Source organism: Nocardia rhizosphaerihabitans, from assembly GCF_014646295.1.
GTDB classification, from domain to species: domain Bacteria; phylum Actinomycetota; class Actinomycetes; order Mycobacteriales; family Mycobacteriaceae; genus Nocardia; species Nocardia rhizosphaerihabitans.
On sequence record NZ_BMNE01000003.1, the window covers coordinates 560,269 to 580,790 of the forward strand.

At 67.0% G+C, this 20,522-nt stretch carries 20 protein-coding genes and 1 pseudogene; 14 read left to right on the forward strand and 7 right to left on the reverse strand.

The window, feature by feature from the left end; translation table 11 throughout:
* Positions 1-82: 82 nt before the first annotated feature.
* The gene (locus IEY60_RS15460; protein WP_189028585.1) at positions 83-640 is read right to left on the reverse strand and encodes a flavodoxin domain-containing protein; all 558 of its coding nucleotides are present in this window, start codon (positions 638-640) and stop codon (positions 83-85) included.
* A gap of 154 nt (positions 641-794) precedes the next feature.
* On the opposite strand from IEY60_RS15460, the gene IEY60_RS15465 reads away from it, so the two are divergent.
* The 4 genes from IEY60_RS15465 (at position 795) to IEY60_RS15480 (ending at position 5,711) form a co-directional block, all read left to right on the forward strand.
* A complete protein-coding gene (locus IEY60_RS15465) occupies positions 795-1,715 on the forward strand; it encodes an ABC transporter ATP-binding protein (RefSeq protein WP_189028587.1) in 921 nt (306 codons plus the stop codon).
* The gene (locus tag IEY60_RS15470) at positions 1,712-3,325 is read left to right on the forward strand and encodes an ABC transporter permease (RefSeq protein ID WP_189028590.1); all 1,614 of its coding nucleotides are present in this window, start codon (positions 1,712-1,714) and stop codon (positions 3,323-3,325) included. The genes IEY60_RS15465 and IEY60_RS15470 overlap by 4 nt, the downstream gene beginning before the upstream one ends.
* Before the next feature lie 235 nt (positions 3,326-3,560).
* Positions 3,561-4,547, forward strand: a complete 987-nt coding sequence (locus IEY60_RS15475) for a trypsin-like serine peptidase (RefSeq protein ID WP_189028592.1) — start codon at positions 3,561-3,563, stop codon at positions 4,545-4,547.
* Positions 4,548-4,994: 447 nt separating this feature from the next.
* Entirely contained in the window at positions 4,995-5,711 is a 717-nt protein-coding gene (locus IEY60_RS15480; RefSeq protein WP_189028594.1) for a histidine phosphatase family protein, read from the forward strand.
* 189 nt (positions 5,712-5,900) lie between these two features.
* Here the strand turns inward: IEY60_RS15480 and IEY60_RS15485 are convergent, their stop codons facing one another.
* Positions 5,901-6,773 (reverse strand): helix-turn-helix domain-containing protein, encoded by an 873-nt coding sequence (locus tag IEY60_RS15485; protein ID WP_189028596.1) that lies wholly within the window; start codon positions 6,771-6,773, stop codon positions 5,901-5,903.
* A gap of 260 nt (positions 6,774-7,033) precedes the next feature.
* Between IEY60_RS15485 and IEY60_RS36525 the strand changes: the two are divergent.
* Positions 7,034-7,282 (forward strand): annotated as a pseudogene (locus tag IEY60_RS36525) (AAA family ATPase); the annotation flags it as partial.
* Here the strand turns inward: IEY60_RS36525 and IEY60_RS35775 are convergent.
* Positions 7,241-7,432, reverse strand: coding sequence for a hypothetical protein (locus IEY60_RS35775; RefSeq protein WP_229739854.1), 192 nt, complete (start codon positions 7,430-7,432; stop codon positions 7,241-7,243). The pseudogene IEY60_RS36525 and the gene IEY60_RS35775 sit on opposite strands and share 42 nt — an antisense overlap.
* A 20-nt stretch (positions 7,433-7,452) precedes the next feature.
* Here IEY60_RS35775 and IEY60_RS15495 point away from each other — a divergent pair, with 20 nt between their 5' ends.
* The 6 genes from IEY60_RS15495 to IEY60_RS15520 all read left to right on the forward strand — a co-directional run bounded on the left by IEY60_RS15495 (position 7,453) and on the right by IEY60_RS15520 (position 12,899).
* Positions 7,453-9,579: an ATP-binding protein gene (locus tag IEY60_RS15495; RefSeq protein ID WP_229739855.1), complete on the forward strand. Its 2,127-nt coding sequence runs from the start codon at positions 7,453-7,455 to the stop codon at positions 9,577-9,579.
* Positions 9,570-9,758, forward strand: a complete 189-nt coding sequence (locus tag IEY60_RS15500) for a helix-turn-helix domain-containing protein (RefSeq protein WP_189028602.1) — start codon at positions 9,570-9,572, stop codon at positions 9,756-9,758. Before IEY60_RS15495 ends, IEY60_RS15500 begins: the two co-directional genes overlap by 10 nt.
* 93 nt (positions 9,759-9,851) lie before the next feature.
* Complete coding sequence (locus IEY60_RS15505) at positions 9,852-10,355, forward strand: alpha/beta fold hydrolase (protein ID WP_189028604.1); 504 nt, start codon at positions 9,852-9,854, stop codon at positions 10,353-10,355.
* A gap of 23 nt (positions 10,356-10,378) precedes the next feature.
* A complete protein-coding gene (locus IEY60_RS15510; protein WP_189028606.1) occupies positions 10,379-11,218 on the forward strand; it encodes an alpha/beta hydrolase in 840 nt (279 codons plus the stop codon).
* Positions 11,219-11,226: 8 nt separating this feature from the next.
* Positions 11,227-12,042: an MBL fold metallo-hydrolase gene (locus tag IEY60_RS15515; RefSeq protein WP_189028608.1), complete on the forward strand. Its 816-nt coding sequence runs from the start codon at positions 11,227-11,229 to the stop codon at positions 12,040-12,042.
* A 23-nt stretch (positions 12,043-12,065) separates the two neighbouring features.
* Complete coding sequence (locus IEY60_RS15520; RefSeq protein WP_189028610.1) at positions 12,066-12,899, forward strand: alpha/beta hydrolase; 834 nt, start codon at positions 12,066-12,068, stop codon at positions 12,897-12,899.
* Between the two features lie 143 nt (positions 12,900-13,042).
* Here the strand turns inward: IEY60_RS15520 and IEY60_RS15525 are convergent, their stop codons facing one another.
* Entirely contained in the window at positions 13,043-13,840 is a 798-nt protein-coding gene (locus IEY60_RS15525) for an SDR family NAD(P)-dependent oxidoreductase (protein ID WP_189028612.1), read from the reverse strand.
* 39 nt (positions 13,841-13,879) lie between these two features.
* Positions 13,880-14,449, reverse strand: a complete 570-nt coding sequence (locus IEY60_RS15530; RefSeq protein ID WP_189028614.1) for a hypothetical protein — start codon at positions 14,447-14,449, stop codon at positions 13,880-13,882.
* Positions 14,450-14,536: 87 nt separating this feature from the next.
* On the opposite strand from IEY60_RS15530, the gene IEY60_RS15535 reads away from it, so the two are divergent.
* Positions 14,537-15,103, forward strand: coding sequence for a TetR/AcrR family transcriptional regulator (locus IEY60_RS15535; RefSeq protein WP_189028616.1), 567 nt, complete (start codon positions 14,537-14,539; stop codon positions 15,101-15,103).
* Between the two features lie 514 nt (positions 15,104-15,617).
* The gene (locus IEY60_RS15540) at positions 15,618-15,965 is read left to right on the forward strand and encodes a hypothetical protein (protein ID WP_189028618.1); all 348 of its coding nucleotides are present in this window, start codon (positions 15,618-15,620) and stop codon (positions 15,963-15,965) included.
* On the opposite strand, the gene IEY60_RS15545 is transcribed toward IEY60_RS15540, so the two are convergent.
* Positions 15,962-16,471 (reverse strand): MarR family winged helix-turn-helix transcriptional regulator, encoded by a 510-nt coding sequence (locus IEY60_RS15545; RefSeq protein ID WP_189028620.1) that lies wholly within the window; start codon positions 16,469-16,471, stop codon positions 15,962-15,964. The genes IEY60_RS15540 and IEY60_RS15545 overlap by 4 nt on opposite strands.
* 92 nt (positions 16,472-16,563) lie before the next feature.
* On the opposite strand from IEY60_RS15545, the gene IEY60_RS15550 reads away from it, so the two are divergent.
* Entirely contained in the window at positions 16,564-18,660 is a 2,097-nt protein-coding gene (locus IEY60_RS15550) for an MMPL family transporter (RefSeq protein WP_189028622.1), read from the forward strand.
* Positions 18,661-18,755: 95 nt separating this feature from the next.
* On the opposite strand, the gene IEY60_RS15555 is transcribed toward IEY60_RS15550, so the two are convergent.
* Positions 18,756-20,483 (reverse strand): GMC oxidoreductase, encoded by a 1,728-nt coding sequence (locus tag IEY60_RS15555; protein ID WP_189028624.1) that lies wholly within the window; start codon positions 20,481-20,483, stop codon positions 18,756-18,758.
* Positions 20,484-20,522: the final 39 nt, after the last annotated feature.

Sequence of the window (20,522 nt, forward strand, 5' to 3'; positions counted from 1 at the left end):
GCCGGTGGGGTTGACGGTGGAGATGACGACGGGAATCGCCCGCGGCGCGCGGGGGTCCCGACAGAAACCGATTGTTCGTCGGTCAGGGGTGAACGATGCTGGTCGAGGCGTGCGGGAGACCCAGGGAACGTGCGATTCGGCTCGACCATGCACGCACGGCCTGCCAGTCGCGCAGATCGCCGTAGCGCGCGCCTCCGAGGACTCTGTACATGGTGCGGGCGCGCCACGAGACACCCGCACGCTCGTATTGGCCGGCGAAAGCGGTGTAGTTGCGGGGCCGGACCGCGGTGACGATATCGGCGACCTTGCGGGGGATACGGCGTCCGATCCAGCGGCCGATCGGTCCGCGCAGCGCGGGGCCGAGGCCGACGCTGAACAGCCAGACATCTTTGTGCGCCAGCGTATTCAGGTTGTGACGAAGGTAGGCGGAGGCTTCGGGCAGCAGATCCATGTCGTGGATCGCACTGCCGATGACGACGGTGTCGATGCCCGACAGGTCAGGCGCGTGTTCGATGTCGTGCAGTTCGGCTCGGGCACCGTGGGCGACGAGGTCGTCGGCGATGAACTCGGCGATATCGCGGGTCGAGCCCTGAGCTGTGGCGAACAGGACCGCGATGCGGGGGGAAGGGTTCGATTTCATGGTCTCAGCGTCGCTCGAAGGGTGCCGCCGGAAGCAGAGCCGAGGTGCCCGCATTGCGGGGACCAAAGGCACCGCCGGTACAAGTGACCATCGCGCGCTCGCGCTGGGACCTTCGGCTCTGCAACCAGTGCGGTCCGGAGCAGACGATCGAATCATGACCAACGCTGAATTCCCCGCCATCGCCATCGCACGGCTGACGAAACGATTCGGCCGCACCATGGCGCTGGACGGCCTCGACCTGACGGTGCGCACCGGCGAAGTCCATGGTTTCCTCGGACCCAACGGCGCCGGAAAGACCACCACCATCCGGGTCCTGCTGGGTCTGCTGCGTGCCGATACGGGCACCGTTCGAATCCTCGGCGCCGACCCGTGGACCGACGCCGTCGCGGTACACACCCGGCTGGCCTACGTTCCCGGCGAAGTCACGCTCTGGCCGGGCATCACCGGTGGAGAGACGATCGATCTGCTCAGCAGGCTGCGCGGTGGCATCGACCCGCGCCGACGAGCCGATCTGCTGGAGCGGTTCGACCTCGACCCGACCGTCAAGGGGCGCGCGTACTCCAAAGGTAACCGGCAGAAGGTGGCCCTGGTCGCAGCGCTGGCCTCCGACGCCGAGTTGTTCCTGTTCGACGAGCCGACTATCGGCCTCGATCCGCTCAAGGAGGTGGAGTTCCAGCAGTGTGTCCGTGAGCTCGTCGACGACGGTCGTACCGTGCTGTTGTCGAGCCACATCCTTGCCGAGGTCGAGGCACTGTGTGATCGGGTGAGCATCATCCGGCGCGGCCGCACCGTCGACAGCGGTACTCTCGCCGAACTCCGTCGGCTGCGTAGTACAACGATCAGCGTGGAGACGGTGCGACCGGCTGGCGAGCTCGCTGCGGTACCCGGAGTGCGCAACCTGACCATCGAGGGCCATCGGGCCCGGTTCGAGGTCGAGACCGAGCGCTTCGACACGGTCCTGAGCACGCTGGCCGGCCTGGGCGTGGTCGACATGACCAGCACCAGACCGACTCTCGAGGACATCTTCCTGCGCCACTACGCGAGCGAACCGATTGCGTTGGCGGTGGCATCATGACCACCGCAACCAGCACAGCGCCGAATCCCGCCACGGTCGGCGCCGCGACATTGCTGCGCTTTGCGATACGGCGCGAACGTTGGACCGTGCCGTGGTGGCTGCTCGGAATCGGCACCCTGATGGTGGTGCAGTCGGTCAGCAGCCAGGGCTTCTACGACTCGCCCGCCAAACTCGCCCAGTTGCGCGCCACCATGAGCGCCAACGCCGCAGCGATCGCGATGGGCGGACCGACCCGGCTGCTGGATACGATCGGCGGGGAGATCGTGTTCGAGATCTTCGCCTATCTCGCGATCGCGACCGCGCTGATGAACATGTTCCTGATCGGCCGCAACACCCGATCAGACGAGGAGTCGGGCCGGGCGGAGCTGATCAGGTCGGCACGGGTGGGACGGCGCGCGCCGATGGTCGCAGCGCTGGGAACGGCGCTGATCGCGGACGTCGCCGTCGCGGCCGTCGTCGGCGGCGCTGCATCGATCACTGGACTCCCGATCGCGGGCTCGATACTGCTCGGCGTGACGACTGGTGGCGTCGGGCTCACCTTCGCCGCCGTGACCACGGTCGCTGCGCAGGTGTTCGAGAATCCGCGCACCGTCTACGGCTCGGTCACCGCGCTCGTCGCGGTCGCCTACATCCTGCGTGCCGTGGGTGACGTCGGGCCCACGGCCGTTTCCTGGCTGTCCCCGATCGGGTGGGGGCAACGTACGTTCCCTTACGTCGAGGACCGGTGGTGGCCGGTCGTGTTGTTCGTGGTCGTATCGCTGTGGCTGATCGCGGTAGCGATCTTGCTCGCCGAGCACCGCGACTTCGGGGCGGGTCTGCTGCGCTACCGCACCGGGCGGGCCTCGGCCTCGCGGCTGCTGAGTTCGCCACTCGGACTGCTGTGGCGGCTGCAACGGGCATCGGTTCTGGCGTGGTGCGTGGGTGTTTTCGTGCTCGGTGTCGCCTACGGTTCGTTCGCCGACAGCATCGAGCAATTCCTGCGCGACAATCCCGAAATCGCCGCGTACCTGGCGGGTGACGCCCAGGATGCGGTGAACTCCTACCTAGCCCTGACGTTGTCGATCCTCGCACTGCCGACCGCGGCCTACGGGATCGCCGCGGTGCTGCGGGCGCGAGGCGAGGAATCGGCGGGCCGGACATCGGTGATCCTGGCGCAGCCGGTGGGCCGCACGCGATGGATGATCGGCAATCTCGCGGTGGCGATGACCGGCAGCGCGCTGGTGCTGATCGCCGGCGGGCTCGGCGAGGGATTGGCCTACGGCGTGACCGTGCACGACCTGACCCAAGCACCGCGGATGGCGCTCGCCGCCGCCGCGTATGTGCCGGCTCTCTGGGTGATCGTGGCCGTCGCGGCCGCCGCTCTCGGCTGGTGGCCCAGTGTGTCGGCCACAGGGGCGTGGATCTACTTCGGATACGTCGTGGTGGCAACAATCTTCGCCGACGCATTCGACCTGCCCGGATGGTTCGGTGCGGCATCCCCGCTGCGTCACACCGCGCTGGTACCGATGGACGCTGTCGATCCTCGTGCTCTGCTCGCCCTGCTCGCCGCGACCGCGATGGTAGTAGGTGTCGGCCTCGTCGGATTCCGGCGCCGCGACATCGAGGGCTGAGTGGGTCGATCTGCCCCACCCTGTGATGGCCTTCGCCCCTGCCTCGCAACGTCAGTTTCAGTCCTCCGAGAAGCCCGGGCGTGCCAGCGGTTCCCACGACCCTGCGCCGCGCTTGGGGGCGTGCGAGATTCGAGTAGTCAAGTACTCATGCGCTCCAACAGTTCAAGAGCGACTATCGAGGAAATCCTGTTGGACTGAAGTCTCGATGATTCGACCGCACCTCCGGGAGGGCGAGATGAGCGAACGCGCGATGAGTTGGGAGGAACTCAGAAGACAGGACGGTGAACCGGCCACGGCAGAGGTTCCGGCTGAGCTGCGGGGACTGCTCCATCGAGAAGAGCCGCCGCAGTGCGAGCGACACTTCCTGAGCCCCGCGGATTTGCGGGGTCGAGACGATGATGAATCAGGCGTCCTCGGAGGCTACTGTCCGCCATGGATCGCGACTTCCTACCGCCCTGCGAGGGCACGCCTGCCGCGGCCTTTGAAGGTATTCCATAACGGCGAGGAGCTCGATCCGGCCGTCGTGTATCCGCCCGACGAACGCGTGGTCTACCACGACCACAACTACCCATGGGGATCTGTCTGCAGGATCACCAACGCCCTCGGGGCCTGCTCGGGCGTGTTGATCGGGCCACGTCACGTGCTTACCGCGAGTCATTGTGTCGACTGGTCGGGCGGGTGGGAGAAGATCGAAGTCCACTTGTTCGGCGCGACGGCTCGTGACTTGTCCTACGCCACGCGAGCGATTGCGTATACCGACATCACGGGAACGGTCACGTCCACCACAGTCGATGAGGACTACGCCTGTCTCGTGCTCGACAAACCGCTCGGTGAGGCCTTCGGTTGGCTCGGCGTCCGGGAGTATGACAGCGACTGGGACGACGACGACGTTTGGTCCTCGATCGGGTACCCGGGGGACGTCGGCGGCGGGGTACACCCCACCTTCATCGGGAACAAGAGCATGGACGAGGACGAGTGGGACTTCGGCTCCGGTCGCGCCATGAACACCAACGCCGACGTGATGAAGGGGCAGTCAGGGTCCCCGATGTTCGGCTGGTGGGATTACGACGACGGCACAGGAGCTCGACCCTGGCCTTTTGCGACGGCAGTCATATCTTCGGAAAGCTTCGGCTTCTACCCCCCTACCTTCAGGATCAATTGGTGCTCCGGCGGGGCAGATATCGTCCGCCTCGTCAGGTACGCGAAGCGGAACTACCCGTAGCTCGACAATCCGGCGGGATGCGGCCGACGCACCGGTCGCGCGCAACGGCTCAGCAGTTCCGCAAGGGCACGCACTGGCGGGCCATTGGCCGTCGCAGAATTTCGAATGCGCCACCCACTGCCGGGTCCACCTCTCCGTTTCCGAACAGGACCCCTGTCGGCGATGGCTTTGCGCAACCGGGTATCGACTTCTGCGAGTGCACCGAGATCCTCTCGTATAGCACTGCGGTCGAGAGTCCGGTCCGGCTCGAGACTGCCCCCCATCCTGGTTGACTCCTGGTCATCGTGGGTGCCTATCCCATCTGAGGACGCGGCCGGATAAGAACGTGGTCGAAGGTTCCCGTCCACCGGGAGGCGTTCTTGGGGGCCTGTCGAGTCGAACTTACTGTGACTCCGGCCACTGGAACGTTTCAGCGTGGCCTGCACTCATATCTACGAGGGAGTCTCTATGAATCTGATGAAGTCTCGCCTGTTTGCGATGATCGCAGCGATCATCGCGGCGGTGGCGCTCATGGCAGTCGGAGCAGGTGGCGCGGCCGCAGCGCCGAAAACTGGTGAAATGTTCCTCACCTTTGTCCGCCACGGCGAATCGGCAGGCAATACTTCCGGTCTGATCGACACTTCCGTCCCCGGACCAGGTCTGACCGAGAAGGGGTGGGTGCAAGCCGCTGCGGTAGCCGAGCTGCTCGACGATTGCAAAGTCGACGGCATCTACGCGTCGACGATGGTTCGGACCCAACAGACGGCAGAGCCGATCTCGAAGTTGTGTGGTCATTCAACAGTCGTCGAAGCGGGACTGCACGAGATCGAGGCAGGCATCTACGAGGGCACGCCGGAGAAGGACGCGCGTGAGGGCTATTTGGCCGCACCGATCCAGTGGCTGCAGGGCAACCTCGATGCCCGGATCCCCGGCTCGATCAACGGCCACGAGTTCAAGAAGCGCATGGACGACTCCATCCAGGACATCCAGGACCGCGGCAGCAAGCGTGCGGTGATCTTTTCCCATGGCGGTGCCATCATGTTCTGGGCACTCATGTCCGTCTCCGATCCTGACATGAGCAAGCTGCAGTCCGATCCGCTGCACAACACCGGCCGGGTGGTCGTGAAGGGCACCCCGGCGAAGGGCTGGAAGCTCGTCTCCTGGGACGGCCATTCCGTCGGCTGAACACGCCATCTCGTCGTCCCCGCGGTCTGCGTCGGCAGGCCAGTTGACGGGCAACTGACCGACGCGGTGCGAGGCGTCGGGGCATGGGCCGCTGCCAGCAGTGCTGGGCGGCCCATGTCGTGGCGATGACGGCGTGCGCGCTCGGACGGTGTCGGTGGGCATCGAACTGATCTCGAGTGCCGGTCGGATCTATGGGTCGCCGAAAACACTGTGCCTGCTGTCTTCGGCGGTGGTGCGGCGCCATTCGCGGGGTGTGATGCCGTAAGTCACGCGGAATCGTCGGGTGAAGTGTGAGGCGTCGCGGAAGCCCCAGCGAAGGGCGATCATCGCGATGGAACGGTGACGTAGCTGTGGGTCGGCGAGATCGTCACGTATGCGGGCGAGCCGTTGACCGATGATCCATTGGGCGAGGCTGTAGCCGGCGGCGGCACAGATCTTGTACAGGTGCCGTACCGAGATGTTGAGGGCGACGGCGATGCGGGTGGCGTCGAGTTCGGGGTCGGCGAGATTGCGGCGGACGTAGCTACGGATCTCGGCGAGCATGATCTCCGCCGGTAGAACCGCGCCATCGTGGCGGTCGGGTTCGGTCGTCGTCAGCAACAGGCCCCGGATCAGGTCGATGCTGGCCGAGCCGGTCAGGCGCGCGGTCGGATGGGCGCTGAGGGTTCCTGCCTGCCGGGTCATTTCGGTGATGTGACCGGCGACGAGCCGGTAGTACGGGCTCTGCTGCAGATGCGGTGCGACCTTGCGGATGCGCTCTACCGGAAGATCGAGGTGGTCGAGGGGTACGTGCAGACAGGTCGACCCGCCATCGCCGTCCCATCGAAAGTCATACGGTGCGTTGAGGTCCATCAGGTGGAGATCGCCGACCGCGAGTTCGCGCTGGAGACCGTCCTGCTCGTAGCGGGCCGCGCCTTTGCGGTGCACCGCGATGGCCAGCATGGGCGACGGGCTCATCCTGATCTGCTTCGATGTACGGATCAGCTGGATGCCGGATATATCCGCGCGAAAGATGTTGGTATCTCCGAATTCCCACACATCGAACTGGGCGTGGGTTCTCATGCACCACATTGCACGGCGTGGATGCATCCTGCATGGCGGCGGTGATCGCGTCGGCGCGTTCGAGGGGCGCGACCCCGTCGGTATCGAAAACAACGGCCACAATCCCGCCCTTCGGTTCGACCGGAAATACTCCGCCGGACCGCACGATCCGGGTGGCACTATCAGCCTAGAAATCGTGCACGCCGAGTCCAGTTTGCCTGGTCGGAGTGCCCTACGCTCGGCAAAGCGCCTGTATGTGGGCCCCGAGGTAGGAGGTTTCCGTGATCCAGCCGCTGGGACGAGCGGAGGAACTCGACCGCCTCTACGGCTTCATCGCCGCTGCACGCAACGGTCTGGGTCGCGCGATAGTCCTGCGTGGAGAGCCGGGAATCGGTAAGTCGGTGCTGATCGAGTCCATGATCGGGTCGGCTCACGGGTTTCGGATCCTGCGTTCGGATGGCTACGAGGCCGAGGCCAATCTGCCGTATTCAGGGGTGCAGCGCCTGGTTGGCTCGCTCGATGTCGACGCCACGCAGCTGCCCGATCCAGAGCGGGATGCGCTTCGGGTCGCGCTGGGTATCGCGGTGGGTGCGGCGCCGGACCGGTTCCTGGTCGGTCGGGCGGTACTCGGTCGATCGTCGGTCGAAGGGGGCCGGTCCTGTGCGCGGTCGATGACGCACAGTGGTTGGATCGGGAGTCCTTGGACGCGTTGGGGTTTGTCGCGCGCCGATTGCAGGCCGAAGCGGCGGTGGTGGTGTTCGCGGCGCGCGCCGAGGACGATGTCGATATCCGGCTCGGCGGAGTGCCGGTGCTGCCGGTCGAGGAATTGGCGCGCCCCGCCGCCATCGAGTTGCTGACGTCTCGGTTCGACGGGGTGCTCGAGCCGCGGGTGGCTGCCGACATCGTCGACGAGGTCGGGGGAAACCCGCTCGTCTTGACGGACCTGGCTCGTGAGCTCACCGCCCGGCAGCTCATGGATTCGAGCTTTGCTCCCTCACCGCTGGGCGCGGGTTCCCGGTTGGAACAGTTCTATCGACGCACGCTGGAGTCGCTGCCGGACGCCTGCCAGGAATGGATTCTGGTGGCGGCGGCGGAGTCCACGGGAGACCTGAAGCTGGTCGACCGGGCGACCGCGCTCCTCGATATCGACGAAAGTGCCGGTGAGGCGGCAGACATTGCCGGACTGGTTGTCATCGACGGAGCGGTGCGGTTTCGGCACCCGCTGGTCCGCGCGGCCGTCTACGGTGGCGCGACAGCCGCCGCGCGTCGGCGTGTGCACGGCGCGCTCGCACAAGCGGCGCAAGCTTCGGGATTGATCGATATCGAGGCTTGGCACGCCGCCGCGGCGACCGCCCGCCCGGACGCCGCGGTCGCGCAGCGGTTGGCCGACGCCGCGGAGCGGGCGGCGCGCCGCGGTGGTCTCCTCGCCTGCGCGAGCCTGCTGGCGCGTGCCGCGGAACTGAGCGAGGACCCCCGGCTGCGCGACGAACGGTTGCTCGCCGGTGCCGAATCGGCCTCCGCGGCGGGCGCCGCGCGATTCGCCTTCGATCTGACCGATCGCATCCCGGATCCCACAGTTCTCGCACCGGTCGACGCGGGGCGGCGTCTGTTCGTGCGTGCCTCGCTCGCCATGTTTCTCGGTGACCCGGCGGCGATTCCGCTGGCATCGAATCAGCTGAGCGCGGCGGCGGAGCTGTTTCACGGTCACGATTCGCGCCGCGAGCACCTCGCATTGCTTCGCTCGTTCGATGCGGCGCTCACCGCCGAACGTTCGGTTGCCCGAGGCACCTTCCCTGCGCTCGGCGTGCGCATGCGTGCCGCAACGGCCGACGCCGAACCCGGTATTCGCGCGGTGCTCTCAGGTCTGTGCGGCTTGATCCTGCAACCATGTGGCGAGACGGCGGCTGCGAATCGGTTGGCATTGCGAACGCTGGCCGAACTCGACGATCGGCACGTGCTGGATTTCAGCGTGGCCGGGGTGGTACTCACGAGCGCCCTCTGGGACGAACGGGCCCGCAACGACTGGCTCGACCGCTGTGAGCGCATCGCGGCACGTGCGGGCGCCCTCCGGGAGTTGGATGCGCTGCTGTGGATGCGGTCGCTGACCGATCTCGATCGAGGCGATGTCACCGCCGCAGGCCGAGCGATAGCGCAGGTCAGGGAGCTGCGGCAAGCGATGGGATATCCGGCCGAACATGTCGTCAACGGTGCCTATCTGGCCTGGACAGGGGCGCCGACGCCGGTGGTCGACCAGGTCGCGGAACTCGTCCTGGCCGCCGGGTTCGGCGGCGCGCACACCGCCACGATCAACGCGCTCGCCATCCGCAACCTGGCCGAGGGGCACTACCAGGTCGCGTACGACCTACTGGCGCCGTTCGAAGCAGACCGGTTCATGCAGGTCACACCGCACCAGCTCCCCGAGTACATCGAAGCGGCCGCGCGCGCGGGCCACCCTGCCGATGCCGAGCGGGTCACGATCGAATTCACCGCGTTCGCCGAGCACATCGACTCGCCCTGGGCCCGTGGCGTCGCGGTGCGGTGCCGCGCGTTGATCGCACCAGCCGAGGACGCAGAGCAGCTCTACCTGGCCGCCATCGCTGCCCTGAGCGAGACGGACACCCCGATCGACCTGTTTCGCGCCCACCTCCTGTACGGCGAGTGGCTGCGCAGGCAACGTCGCCGCGCCGACTCCAAGGTCCAATTGCGCACTGCCGCTGACGGCTTCACTCGTTTCGGCGCGGTGGCCTTCGCCGAGCGCGCGGCCCGCGAGCTGGACGCGTTCGGCGAGCGGTCGCAGGTCGCGGCCCAACCGCCACGGTGGAGCTGACCTCCCAAGAATCGGAGGTCGCGGCGCTGGCGGCGGCCGGCCACACCAATGCCGAAATAGCGGCCACCATGTTCCTCAGCGCCAACACCGTCGACTATCACCTACGCAAAGTCTTCCGCAGAATGGGCATTTCCTCGCGCCGCCAGCTCCGCGAGCACCTGCCGCCGCCGACGCGCTGACCCGAAGGACTACGTGCGATACGTGGTCCGTACGTGGCCCTGCATGGCCCATCGTGAACACAGTGCTCCGCACCCGCACGCGAGGAGGCCGCAATGCCGATGATCACCGCAGATGACGGGATACAGATCTTCTATAAGGACTGGGGTCCGGTCGACGGGCACGCGGTCCTGCTGAGCCATGGCTGGCCGTTGCGCACCGACGACAATCCCGAGGGCCTGCCGGTCGAGGTATTCGACGCGATCCGCGCCGGCGAACGTGCGTCGCGTTCGCAGCTGTACCGCGACCTCGCCGACGGCCCGTTCTTCGGACACAACCGGCGCGGCGACGTCCCCCAGGGCATGCGTGACGCGTTCTGGTTGCAGGGGCTCGCGTCGGGCCATCGCGGCGCCTACGAGTGCATCGCCGAGATCACCGTGCCGTCGCTGGTCATCCACGGCGACGACGACCAGATCGTGCCCATCGAGGTCGGTGGCCTCCGCTCGGCGAAGCTCATCGCCGATGCAGAGCTGAAGGTCTATGAAGGCGCTGGTCACGCGCTTCCCGACACCGAGAAACAGCGACTGTCCCAGGACTTGCTCGACTTCATCGAGTCGTGATCGCCGGAACGGAGAACACCGAAATGAGCCAGCCGAAACACACCACCAAGCCGCCCATCGTCCTCATCCATGGACTCTGGATGACACCCCGGAGCTGGGACACGTGGGCTAAGCGCTACCGCGACCTCGGACACCAGGTGGTCGCCGCGGGCTGGCCCGGCATCGGCGATCGCGCCCCGGCCGATGTCAGGGAGGATCCGAGCGCGCTCGATGGCGTCGGCATCGTGGAGATCGTCGACTTCTACGCCGATCTCATCGCGTCGCTGCCGGAACAGCCCGTGATCATGGGCCACTCGTTCGGCGGGATCTTCACCCAGATGCTGCTCGATCGCGGCCTCGGCATCGCCGGTGTCGGTGTGGCGCCAGGGCAACCGGCCGGTGTCCTCACACTGCCGTTCTCGACCTTGCGGACGGGACTACCGGTGTTGTCGAACCCGTTCCGTTTCGGCAAAGCCAGCCCGATCTCCAAGCGACACTTCCACTACACGTTCGGAAACGACCTCAGTCGCGCCGACTCCGACGCGGAATGGGCTGCGAGCGCGGTGAATTCATCCAACCGGGTGTTCTTCGAGGGTGTGCTGTCGTTGCCGAAGAAGAAGTCGGGCATCACCGCCGTCGACTTCCGCAAGCCCGACCGAGCACCACTGCTGCTCATCTCCGGCGGCATCGACCACGTCGCCCCGCCTGCGATTCAGAAGGCCGCTCTGCGCAAGTACGCCCAGGGCACCGCCCTGGTCGAGCGGGTGGAATTCCCGGACCGCACGCACCGGCTGGTGAGTCAGGACGGGTGGGAGGAGATCGCGGACTACGCGCTCGACTGGTCGCTTCGCCATGCCGCGACCCGCTTCCCCCAGGCGACGTAGCGGCTACCGTGGCAGACGTCAGAATCACCCACGTCGGTGGTCCGACAGTGCTCATCGAGGTCGACGGATGGAACATCCTCACCGATCCGACCTTCGACGATCCGGGGCAGCGCTACGACTTCGCGCTCGGTACCTCGTCGGTGAAGACGAGCGGCCCGGCAGTGCGGGCGACCGACCTGCCCGCGATCGACGTCGTGTTGCTATCCCACGACCACCATGCAGACAACCTGGACCACGCAGGTCGCGCACTGCTGCGCACCGTGCCGCGGGTCATCACCACGGCGAGCGGCAGCCGTCGGCTCGGTCTTGCACACGCCGAGCCGATCGTGCCGTGGCAGGAGACCGTCCTGGCCGAACCGGGTCGGCAACCGCTCAGGGTGATCGCAACGCCGAGCCGTCACGGACCTCCGCTCAGCAGGCCGCTCGTGGGCGAGAACCTCGGCTTCGCAATTCGACGTCCGTCGGAATCACGCGTTGCGGTGTGGATGTCGGGCGATTCGGTCTACTTCCGGGGACTCGAGCAGGTCGCTCGCCGCCTCGACGTCGATATCGCGCTCGTGCATATCGGTGCGGTCCGGTTCGGACTCACCGGGCGGGTGAAATACACGATGGATGCCCGCGATGCCGCCCGGTTCATCAGACTCCTCGAACCGCGCGTCGCACTGCCGGTGCACTACGAGGGCTGGACCCATTTCAGCGAAAGCCACGACCGTGCTCGCGTGCGTTTGCTCGCGGAGTCCGAGGGCGTGCACCACCGGGTGCGATGGCTTCCGCTCGGACATCCGGTCGAATTTCCCGCTCCCATTACCCCGCTCGCGCCCTGAAATTACCGAAAAGGTGATCGATCATGTCGTCTTCTCCTGTCCCGAATCCGCGTCCGCGTCGGTTGCTGAGCGTGTTGGCCGCGACAATTGTCGCGGCCGGTCCAGCTGTCCAGGCAATCGCGACCGCCGACCCCGGCGAAGCCACACTGGTGCTGGTGCACGGCGCGTTCGCCGATGCCACCAGCTGGGACGGGGTCGCGGCCGAGCTGCGTGGCCGCGGCTATCCTGTTGTCGCGGTGAATAACCCGCTGCGTGGGCCTCGCAGCGACGCGGCCGCCCTGCAGAGTGTTCTCGACGGCATCAACGGCCCGATCGTGCTCGTCGGGCACTCCTACGGCGGGGCCGTTATCACCAACACCCACAACCCCAAGGTCGTAGCCAACGTCTACATCGCGGCCTTCGCGCCGGCGCAGGGCGAATTCGTGCAAGGACTGCTCGACCCCATCCGCTTTCCCGGCAGCCAACTGCTGCCGCCCGCACTGCAGGTTCGGGTGGTAGACGACCCCACCGGCATCGCCGGCCGCAACGTCGACGGCTACATCGACGCGCCGTACTTCCGCACGATCTTCGCCCAGGATGTGAGCACCGAGACCGCCGCGGTCATGTACGCCCATCAACGCTCGGCTGCGCTGAACGCCAATCTCGAACCCTCGGGCTCGCCGTCCTGGGCGACCACTCCCAGCTGGTATCTGATCTCGGGTGAGGATCGCGTCATTCCCGCTGCCGCACAACGATTCATGGCCAGTCGCGCGGCCGTCGGCACGACCAAGGAGATCAGCTCATCGCACGCCTCCCTGGTGTCCCAGCCGGTCACCGTCGCCGAGACCATCGTCGAGGCCGCGAACTCTGTTCGATAGCAGGCAAGTCCTGGAAACGGCGGGCACCCGACCCCCTCACCGAGGGAGTCGGGTGCTCGTTGTCCGAGGGAGTCAGGCCCTCTGTGGGTAGATGCCCTGGAGTCGTAAATGCCTGTGCCGTCGCTGAACTCGAGTGAGCGGCTTCAACTGTTCTTGAAAGGGTTGAGAGTCTTTCCGACGAAGTAGCCCAGGCGGATAGGCAGGGGTTTCATGGCGGCGGCGGATATCTTGTTCACGGTGCCGGGGACGCACACGGGCTTGCCTTTCATCACGGCGGCCCAGCCCTCGGCGACGACGGCGTCGGGCTGCTGCCAGAGGATGCCGGGCAGGTGGTCGGCTCTGTCGCGAGTGCCCATCACATCGTGGAATTCGGTGTGGGTGAAGCCTGGACACAGAGCAGTGACGTGGATGCCGTGTGGTTTGAGTTCCATGTCGAGGGCTTGTGAGGTGTTGAGGACGTAGGACTTGATGCCGGTGTAGAGCAGGCTGGCTGCGGGTGGAGCGAACGCGGCGACCGAGGACAGGTTGACGATGCGGCCCCAGCGACGTTCCTTCATGCCGGGGACGACCCGATGGGCGAGTTCGGTCTGGGCAGTCACCATCAGCTGGATTTCTCTGGCCAAGACCTCCCATGGGGTGTCGGCGAAGGCTGTCTTGCCCGACAGTCCCGCGTTGTTGATCAGGATGTCGATGTTCAGGCCTTGCTGGTCGGCGTGGTCCAGAATCGCGGCGGGTGCGGCGGGGTCGGTGAGGTCGGCGGCGAACACCTCACAGCGCACACCGTGCTGTTCGGTCAGCTGTGCGGCGAGTTCCTGGAGCCGGTCGCCACGGCGGGCGACCAACAGCAGTTGGTGGTCTCTTGCGGCCAGGTGGCGGGCGAATGTTGCACCGATGCCAGCGGACGCGCCGGTGATCAGCGCGGTGCGGGGGGATGTTGTCATGGTTCCTTCGCTCTGGTGGGGATCGGTCGGGGAGGAGCGTCAGGCAGGACGGCCGGGTAGCTCGCGGGTGCCGGGGGTGAAGGCGGGCCGGGCTGTGCCGATATCACCGCGATAGGGGCCGACCGGGCCTGTCAGTACGAAGGGCCGGGGAACTCGGCGCTGTGCGTCGGTGAATCCCCAGGTGCCCATGCCCAGGTAGACGCCGGGCGCGGCGCGCCGTACTTCGTCCACCATGTGGATCGACCCACACAGCGAGGTGTAGGCGCGGTAGATGAGCGTGTAAGCGGGAGCGCCGTCGTAGCGGGAAGGGGCCAACAGCGTGCGCATCGGGTAGCGCTGCCGGACCCGGCCGAACTCGCCGAAAGTGTTGTAGCCGCGTCCGCCGTTCTCATCGACGGGCCGGAATGCCTTGCACAGCCACGGCCCGAGCGGGTTGGCCACGGCGACCTTCCCGGTCACCTCGGCGAACAGATTCGGCTGGGCCAGCAGCCAGGCGGCGTACTCGCCGTCGATCTCGCTGATCGTGGGGGCTTCCAGAGCGGTGAAAAGGGCAAGCAGGCCATCGGTGTCCAGCCCGCGCAGCTCGGCGGCCACATTGTCGGTGTCCAAGGGAAACCCACCTCATCTCTCGGTTTCTTGAGCGGTGCTCAAGAAGCGTAGCGTTTTCTTGAGCACCGCTCAAGATAGGATGATGGGGTGCCCAGGAATCGACGCCCGCAGGACCGCGAGGAGAAGCGCGAGGAGATCATCTCCGCCGCGCAACGCCTGTTCATCGACGACGGCTTCGAGTCGGCGTCCACGGCACGGATCGCCAGAAGCGCAGGAGTCGCCGTCAATACGATCTACTGGTACTTCCAGGACAAGGACGAGTTGCTCATCGCAGTCCTGGACCGCCTCCTGGCCGAGGCGCTCGCCACCTACACCGAAATCGCAGACATGTCGTTGAACGACCGCCTGCTGTGGGTGGTCGACCAGCTCGAACAGCTGCATGGGCTCGTCAACACCGTCCACGCCCGCGCTACAGCCTCGCCCGCCATCGACGCCTGGCACTCCGCGTTCCACCGGCTGGCAGACGCGCTGTTCGACGACAGCCTCCGCGCTGCCGGAGTCACCGAGACCGACCTCGCGGGCATGTCCGCCATCGGCACCTTCGTCATCGAAGGACTGCTTACCCACAAGCGCGACGACGCGGACAGACGAGCGATCGTCGACCTGCTGGTCCGTAGCCTGACCGCCGCCTCCGGTCGACCCGTGCCGAACTGACCAGCGGCGGCGTACACGACACAGACCACCCGGCCGGACTGTCCGGTCGAAGGTTGCATCCTGTACTGAGGTACCAGGCCCGGCTGCCGAAGGTGGCGCAGCGCTGTCCGCGTGGCTTCCAACGCCAGTGCGCGTTCGCCGTTGTCGGCTTGGACGAAGAACTTCGTGCGCGGTTGCGGGTCGGCGCCGACGAGTCGTGCCTCGATGACCTCGCGCTCGGGTCCGAGGTCTATCAGCGACCAGGAGTCGAGGTGTCCCTCGGTGATCTCGTCCCGGATCACGGGCATGTACTTGTTGCGAACGATCTCGTCGTAGCTGATGCCGACCAGCTGGTGGATGCTCATCGAATCCTCCGTTGTAACGTGCCGGATCGCGTTGTCTGTCGTGTTCCGTGGCGCTGAGATGCTGGGCGCGGCTGCGGTGCGCGGAGCCGGTACCAGCGAAAAGGGTTGTTCTGCACCGAAAGTCGGTGCCTGTGTTTCCTCAGTGGGGTAGCTGTTCGATGGGTCGAGTCGTGGATGACGAAATTATCGGCAGGAGAAACGAATTCGGCGTCGAGGGCGTGATGCCGATCTCGGCGTTTTCCCGCGCGGTGAGGATGTCGCTGAGCTGGCGGACCTGGGCAGCCAGCACCGCGTGGCTGCCGACCGTGGCGCCGCAGCGCGGCCTCACCGATGGGTCCATCGTGGTTGATACGGCCATCGCCCCTGGAATCACCAGCGAAGCGGCTGAAGAAGGCTTCAGCCGGTACGTCGGCGTACTGATGGAGGTCATGGTGGACGGGGGAGGCGGAACTGGCCCACGACCAGGCTGGTTCACCGACCTGCCTAGGCGCGGGGGTTCAGTCTGCGGTCTTGCCTAGTCGGCGGCCTCTCCCGGTAGTTCCCCGTAGAAATCGCGCAGTGCGGCCGTGATCCCGACGAAGACTCGATGGGCGGCTGCCAGGTCGGCGTCGGGTAGGTCGGCCAGTGCCGCGCGGGTGCGGGCGCTGAGGGGGCCGAAGAAGCCGGCCGCCACGGACATCCCGTGGTCGGTGTAGCCGAGGTGGACGCGGCGCCGGTCCGTGGCATCGGGGACCCGTTCGAGATGTCCGGATTCGATCATGCGCTCGACCAGGTAGGTGACAGCGGGGGCGGAGACGCCCATGAGCTTGCTGAGCCGGCCCGCGGTGAGCGGTGTGCCTTCGGCGTCCGCGGTCGCGACGTGCATGAGGGCACGGAAGTCGTTCGGGCGCAGGCTGTTCGAGCGCGCGAAGACGTGGCCGATCTGTTCGGAGATCGCGGTCAGCGCGCGCAGATCCCGGGCGATCTCGGTTTCCAGCCCCGGTCGGTCGAGGGCCGGATCAGGGTTCGCGGTGTCCTCGTCCACGCGGTGTCTCCTCTCGGTCCGGCTGCGAGCTTAGCTGTTCCCGGGGGTCGGCATTGCCGGGTAGTTAAGTTTCTGAAATAGTTTCCCTTGTGATGCGAGCGAGTAGTGGACAGGGATGGGACCGGTTCGCCCAGCTGGTCACCGGACGGCGATCGTGGGCGGTGCTCCTGGCGGTGGTGGCGGCCGCGGTGGCCGTCATGGCGTTGGCGGGCAGCAACGACAGCGCGGGCCGGGCTCCGGTGTCGCTACCGTCGTCGGCGGAATCTGCCAGGGCCGCCGCGGCGGTCGCGGACTTCCCGGACGCAGGGCAGGCCGCCGCGATCATGGTGGCGACCCGCACCGACGACGGCGTGCTGACAGCCCCTGATCTGGCGGCGCTGGAGGACGCGCTCGTCCGGGCTGATGTGCCCTCGACCAGCGGTCCCCGCCTGGTTCCGGCGCCCGACGGTCGCGCCGCCATCGCCCAGATCCCGGTGTCCGCCGACCTCAACGGTTTCGCGCTCACCGACCGGATCGACGCACTGCGTGCCACCGTCACCACCGGCTTGCCCGAACCGCTGCGCGTGCAGGTGACCGGCGGGCCTGCCTTCGGAGCCGATATCGCCGACTCGTTCTCCGGGGCGAACACGCTGCTGCTGATCGTGACGGCGCTGGTGGTGATGACTCTGCTGATCGTCACCTACCGCTCACCGATCTTGTGGTTGGTCCCGTTGGCGGTCGTCGGCCTGGCCGACCGCGTCGCTACCAGCGTTGGCACCGCGCTGGCCCAGCTCACCGGCCTGACCTTCGACGGTTCGACCTCCGGCATCACCAGCGTCCTGGTCTTCGGCGCAGGCACGAACTACGCGTTGCTGCTGGTCTCGCGGTACCGCGACGAACTGCATCGGCATGCCGACCATCGCGTCGCCCTGCGCGCGGCGGTGCGCCATGCCGCGCCGGCCATCGTCGCCAGCAACATCACCGTCGTGCTGGCCCTGCTGACGTTGTTGCTGGCCGCGCTGCCCAATACGCGCAGCTTGGGTGCGTTCGCCGCGGCGGGACTGGTGGTGGCGCTGATCTTCGTGCTTTTCGCCCTGCCACCCGCCCTGGCCCTGTGCGGGCGCCGCGTCTTCTGGCCGTTCGTGCCCAGCGCAGACGGTCGTGATCCAGCTGAGCACGGCCTCTGGGCCGCCGTGGCGATGCGGGTGGTTCGCCGTCCGGCCGTCGTCGCAGGCGCCGCGTCAGCGGTCCTGGTCGTCTTCGCGACCGGGCTCGCGACCACCGACATCGGGCTCTCCCGGACCGAGCAGTTCCGGGTCGAGGCCGAATCCGTCGACGGGTTGCAGACCATGGCCGCGCACTTCCCCTCCGGCTCCGCCGATCCCGCCGTGGTGATCGCGCGCACCACGGCCTCAGACTCCGTGCAGTCGGAACTCGAAAAAGTGCAGGGTGTTTCGCGTGCCACGCGCACCGGCACCTCCGACGGTGGCACCACGCGCTGGTCTGTGGTCCTGGACGCGACACCAGGCTCGGCGGAGGCGTTCAGCACGGTCGAGGCGATCAGGACTGCGGTCGGGGGTGTACCCGGTGCCGATGCGCTCGTCGGTGGTTCCGATGCCGAGGCGCTCGACATCCGCGACGCCGCCCGCCGTGATCAGGCGATGGTCATCCCGCTGATCCTCGCCGTCGTACTGCTGGTCCTGTTGGTGCTGTTGCGCGCGGTTCCCGCGGCGGTTCTGCTGGTCGGCGTGACGGTGCTCAGTGCGCTCGCGGCGCTCGGCGCGGGCAGCTGGATCAGCGACACGGTGTTCGGATTCCCGGCGTTGGATACCAACGTTCCGCTGTTCGGGTTTCTGTTCCTGGTCGCCCTCGGCGTGGACTACACGATCTTCCTGGTGACCAGAGCGCGCGAGGAGGCGGCCGCGCACGGCACCACCCAGGGGATGGTCCGCGCCGTCGCCTCGACCGGAGCGGTGATCACCAGCGCCGGTGCGGTCCTCGCCGCGGTGTTCTGTGTGCTGGGTGTGCTGCCGTTGATCACGCTCACCCAGTTGGGCATCGTCGTCGGAGTCGGCATCCTGCTCGATACCTTCGTCGTGCGGACGCTGGTGGTTCCGGCGCTGTTCGAGCTGCTGGGTGACAAGGTCTGGTGGCCGTCGATGCCCGCGAAAACCGGAGCTGCGCACCCGGAGACCGTTGCCACGGCGTGATACTCAGGCCGATCCTGAATGGAGGCCTCGTGGCGAAACCGAGAAGCCCCGGATACTCGGTGCGAAACCGGGTGTCCGGGGCCTCTTCTGGGGTCTCAGCCCGCGGTCTGCTCCTTGCTGCGGATCTCCACGATCGGCAGCACCAGCGCGGCGGGCGCGCCCGCGGGGACGGCGGGCTGGTGCGGGGCGACCGGTTCGATCTGGGAGTACCCGGCGCTCTGCTCGGGACGGGTGTCGACCTCGCCCTTGTTCGGCCAGTAGGCGGCCGCGCGCTCGGCCTGGGCGGTGATGGTCAGCGACGGGTTCACGCCCAGGTTCGCCGAGACGGCGGCGCCGTCGACGACACTCAGTGTGGGGTAACCGAAGACGCGGTGGTAGGCGTCGATCACGCCGTGCTCGCGGTCGGCGCCGATGGCGGCGCCGCCGAGGAAGTGCGCGGTCAGGGGGACATTGAACACCTCACCCCAGGTGCCGCCCGCGACGCCGCCGATCTTCTCCGCGACCCGGCGGGTGACATCGTTGCCCGCCGGAATCCAGGTCGGATTCGGTTCGCCGTGGCCCTGCTTGGAGGTGAGCTTGCGCCCGCCGAACAGGCCGCGCTTGGTGTAGGTGGTGATCGAGTTGTCCAGGTGCTGCATCACCAGCGAGATGATGGTGCGCTCGCTCCAGTTCTTCACGCTCAGGAAGCGCACCAGCAGCAGCGGATGCATCAGGGCGACGCCGAGGAAGCGCAGCCAGCGCGGGACCTTGCCGCCACCGTCGACCATGAGGGTCTGCAGCAGACCCATCGAGTTGGATCCCTTGCCGTAACGGACCGGCTCGATGTGGGTGTCGGGGGTCGGGTGGATCGAGGAGGTGATCGCGACACCCTTGGTGAAGTCCTGGCCTGGCGCGAGCGTCTTGGTCGCCGCGCCGACGATGGACTCGGAGTTGGTGCGGGTCAGCAGGCCCAGCTTGTCCGACAGGTTCGGCAGCACACCCTGATCGCGCATCGAGTGCAGCAGCTTCTGGGTGCCGAGGGTGCCCGCGGCGAGCACGACCTGCTTGGCCGTGTAGGTCTTGGGATCCTTGCGGACCCAGGCGCCGGTGCGCTCGGTCGCGACATCCCAGGTGCCGTCGGGCAGCGGACGCAGCGCGTTGACCGTCGTCATCGGAATGATCTGTGCCCCGGCCTTTTCCGCGAGGTACAGGTAGTTCTTGACCAGGGTGTTCTTGGCGCCGAACTTGCAGCCGACCATGCAGTCGCCGCACTCCACGCACCCGGTGCGCTCGGGGCCGACGCCACCGAAGTACGGGTCGGCCACGGTCTTGCCCGGCTCCCCGAAGAACACGCCGACGGGGGTCTGCACGAAGGTGTCACCGACGCCCATGTCCTCGGCGACGGCCTTGAAGATCTCGTCGGCGGGGGTCATGTGCGGGTTCTGCACCACACCGAGCATCTTCTTGGCCCGCTCGTAGTACGGGGTGAGCTCGGCGCGCCAGTCGGTGATGTCGCGCCACTGGGCGTCCTGGAAGAACGGCTCCGGCGGGACGTAGAGGGTGTTGGCGTAGTTCAGCGAACCACCGCCGACACCGGCGCCGCCGAGGATCAGCACGTCGCGCAGGGGATGGATGCGCTGGATGCCGAAGCAGCCGAGCTTGGGCGCCCACAGGAATTTGCGCAGGTCCCAGCTGGTCTTGGGCAGCTCGTCGTCGGCGAATCGGCGGCCGGCCTCGAGAATGCCGACCTTGTACCCCTTCTCCACCAGGCGCAGTGCGGTGACACTGCCGCCGAAGCCGGAGCCGACGATCAAGACGTCGAAGTCGGTGGTGCGATCGGACATACGAGGGCTCCTCGAAGGGTGTCGACAGTGACGTCGGTA

What these genes read in the sequence shown, in the direction of transcription:
- IEY60_RS15525 (WP_189028612.1), bottom strand. Translation starts at nt 13,840, where the DNA reads ATGACAACATCCCCCCGCACCGCGCTGATCACCGGCGCGTCCGCTGGC.
- IEY60_RS15460 (WP_189028585.1), bottom strand. Translation starts at nt 640, where the DNA reads ATGAAATCGAACCCTTCCCCCCGCATCGCGGTCCTGTTCGCCACAGCT.
- IEY60_RS15480 (WP_189028594.1), top strand. Translation starts at nt 4,995, where the DNA reads ATGAATCTGATGAAGTCTCGCCTGTTTGCGATGATCGCAGCGATCATC.
- IEY60_RS15470 (WP_189028590.1), top strand. Translation starts at nt 1,712, where the DNA reads ATGACCACCGCAACCAGCACAGCGCCGAATCCCGCCACGGTCGGCGCC.
- IEY60_RS15485 (WP_189028596.1), bottom strand. Translation starts at nt 6,773, where the DNA reads ATGAGAACCCACGCCCAGTTCGATGTGTGGGAATTCGGAGATACCAAC.
- IEY60_RS15550 (WP_189028622.1), top strand. Translation starts at nt 16,564, where the DNA reads ATGCGAGCGAGTAGTGGACAGGGATGGGACCGGTTCGCCCAGCTGGTC.
- IEY60_RS15505 (WP_189028604.1), top strand. Translation starts at nt 9,852, where the DNA reads ATGCCGATGATCACCGCAGATGACGGGATACAGATCTTCTATAAGGAC.
- IEY60_RS15510 (WP_189028606.1), top strand. Translation starts at nt 10,379, where the DNA reads ATGAGCCAGCCGAAACACACCACCAAGCCGCCCATCGTCCTCATCCAT.
- IEY60_RS15465 (WP_189028587.1), top strand. Translation starts at nt 795, where the DNA reads ATGACCAACGCTGAATTCCCCGCCATCGCCATCGCACGGCTGACGAAA.
- IEY60_RS15475 (WP_189028592.1), top strand. Translation starts at nt 3,561, where the DNA reads ATGAGCGAACGCGCGATGAGTTGGGAGGAACTCAGAAGACAGGACGGT.
- IEY60_RS15555 (WP_189028624.1), bottom strand. Translation starts at nt 20,483, where the DNA reads ATGTCCGATCGCACCACCGACTTCGACGTCTTGATCGTCGGCTCCGGC.
- IEY60_RS15520 (WP_189028610.1), top strand. Translation starts at nt 12,066, where the DNA reads ATGTCGTCTTCTCCTGTCCCGAATCCGCGTCCGCGTCGGTTGCTGAGC.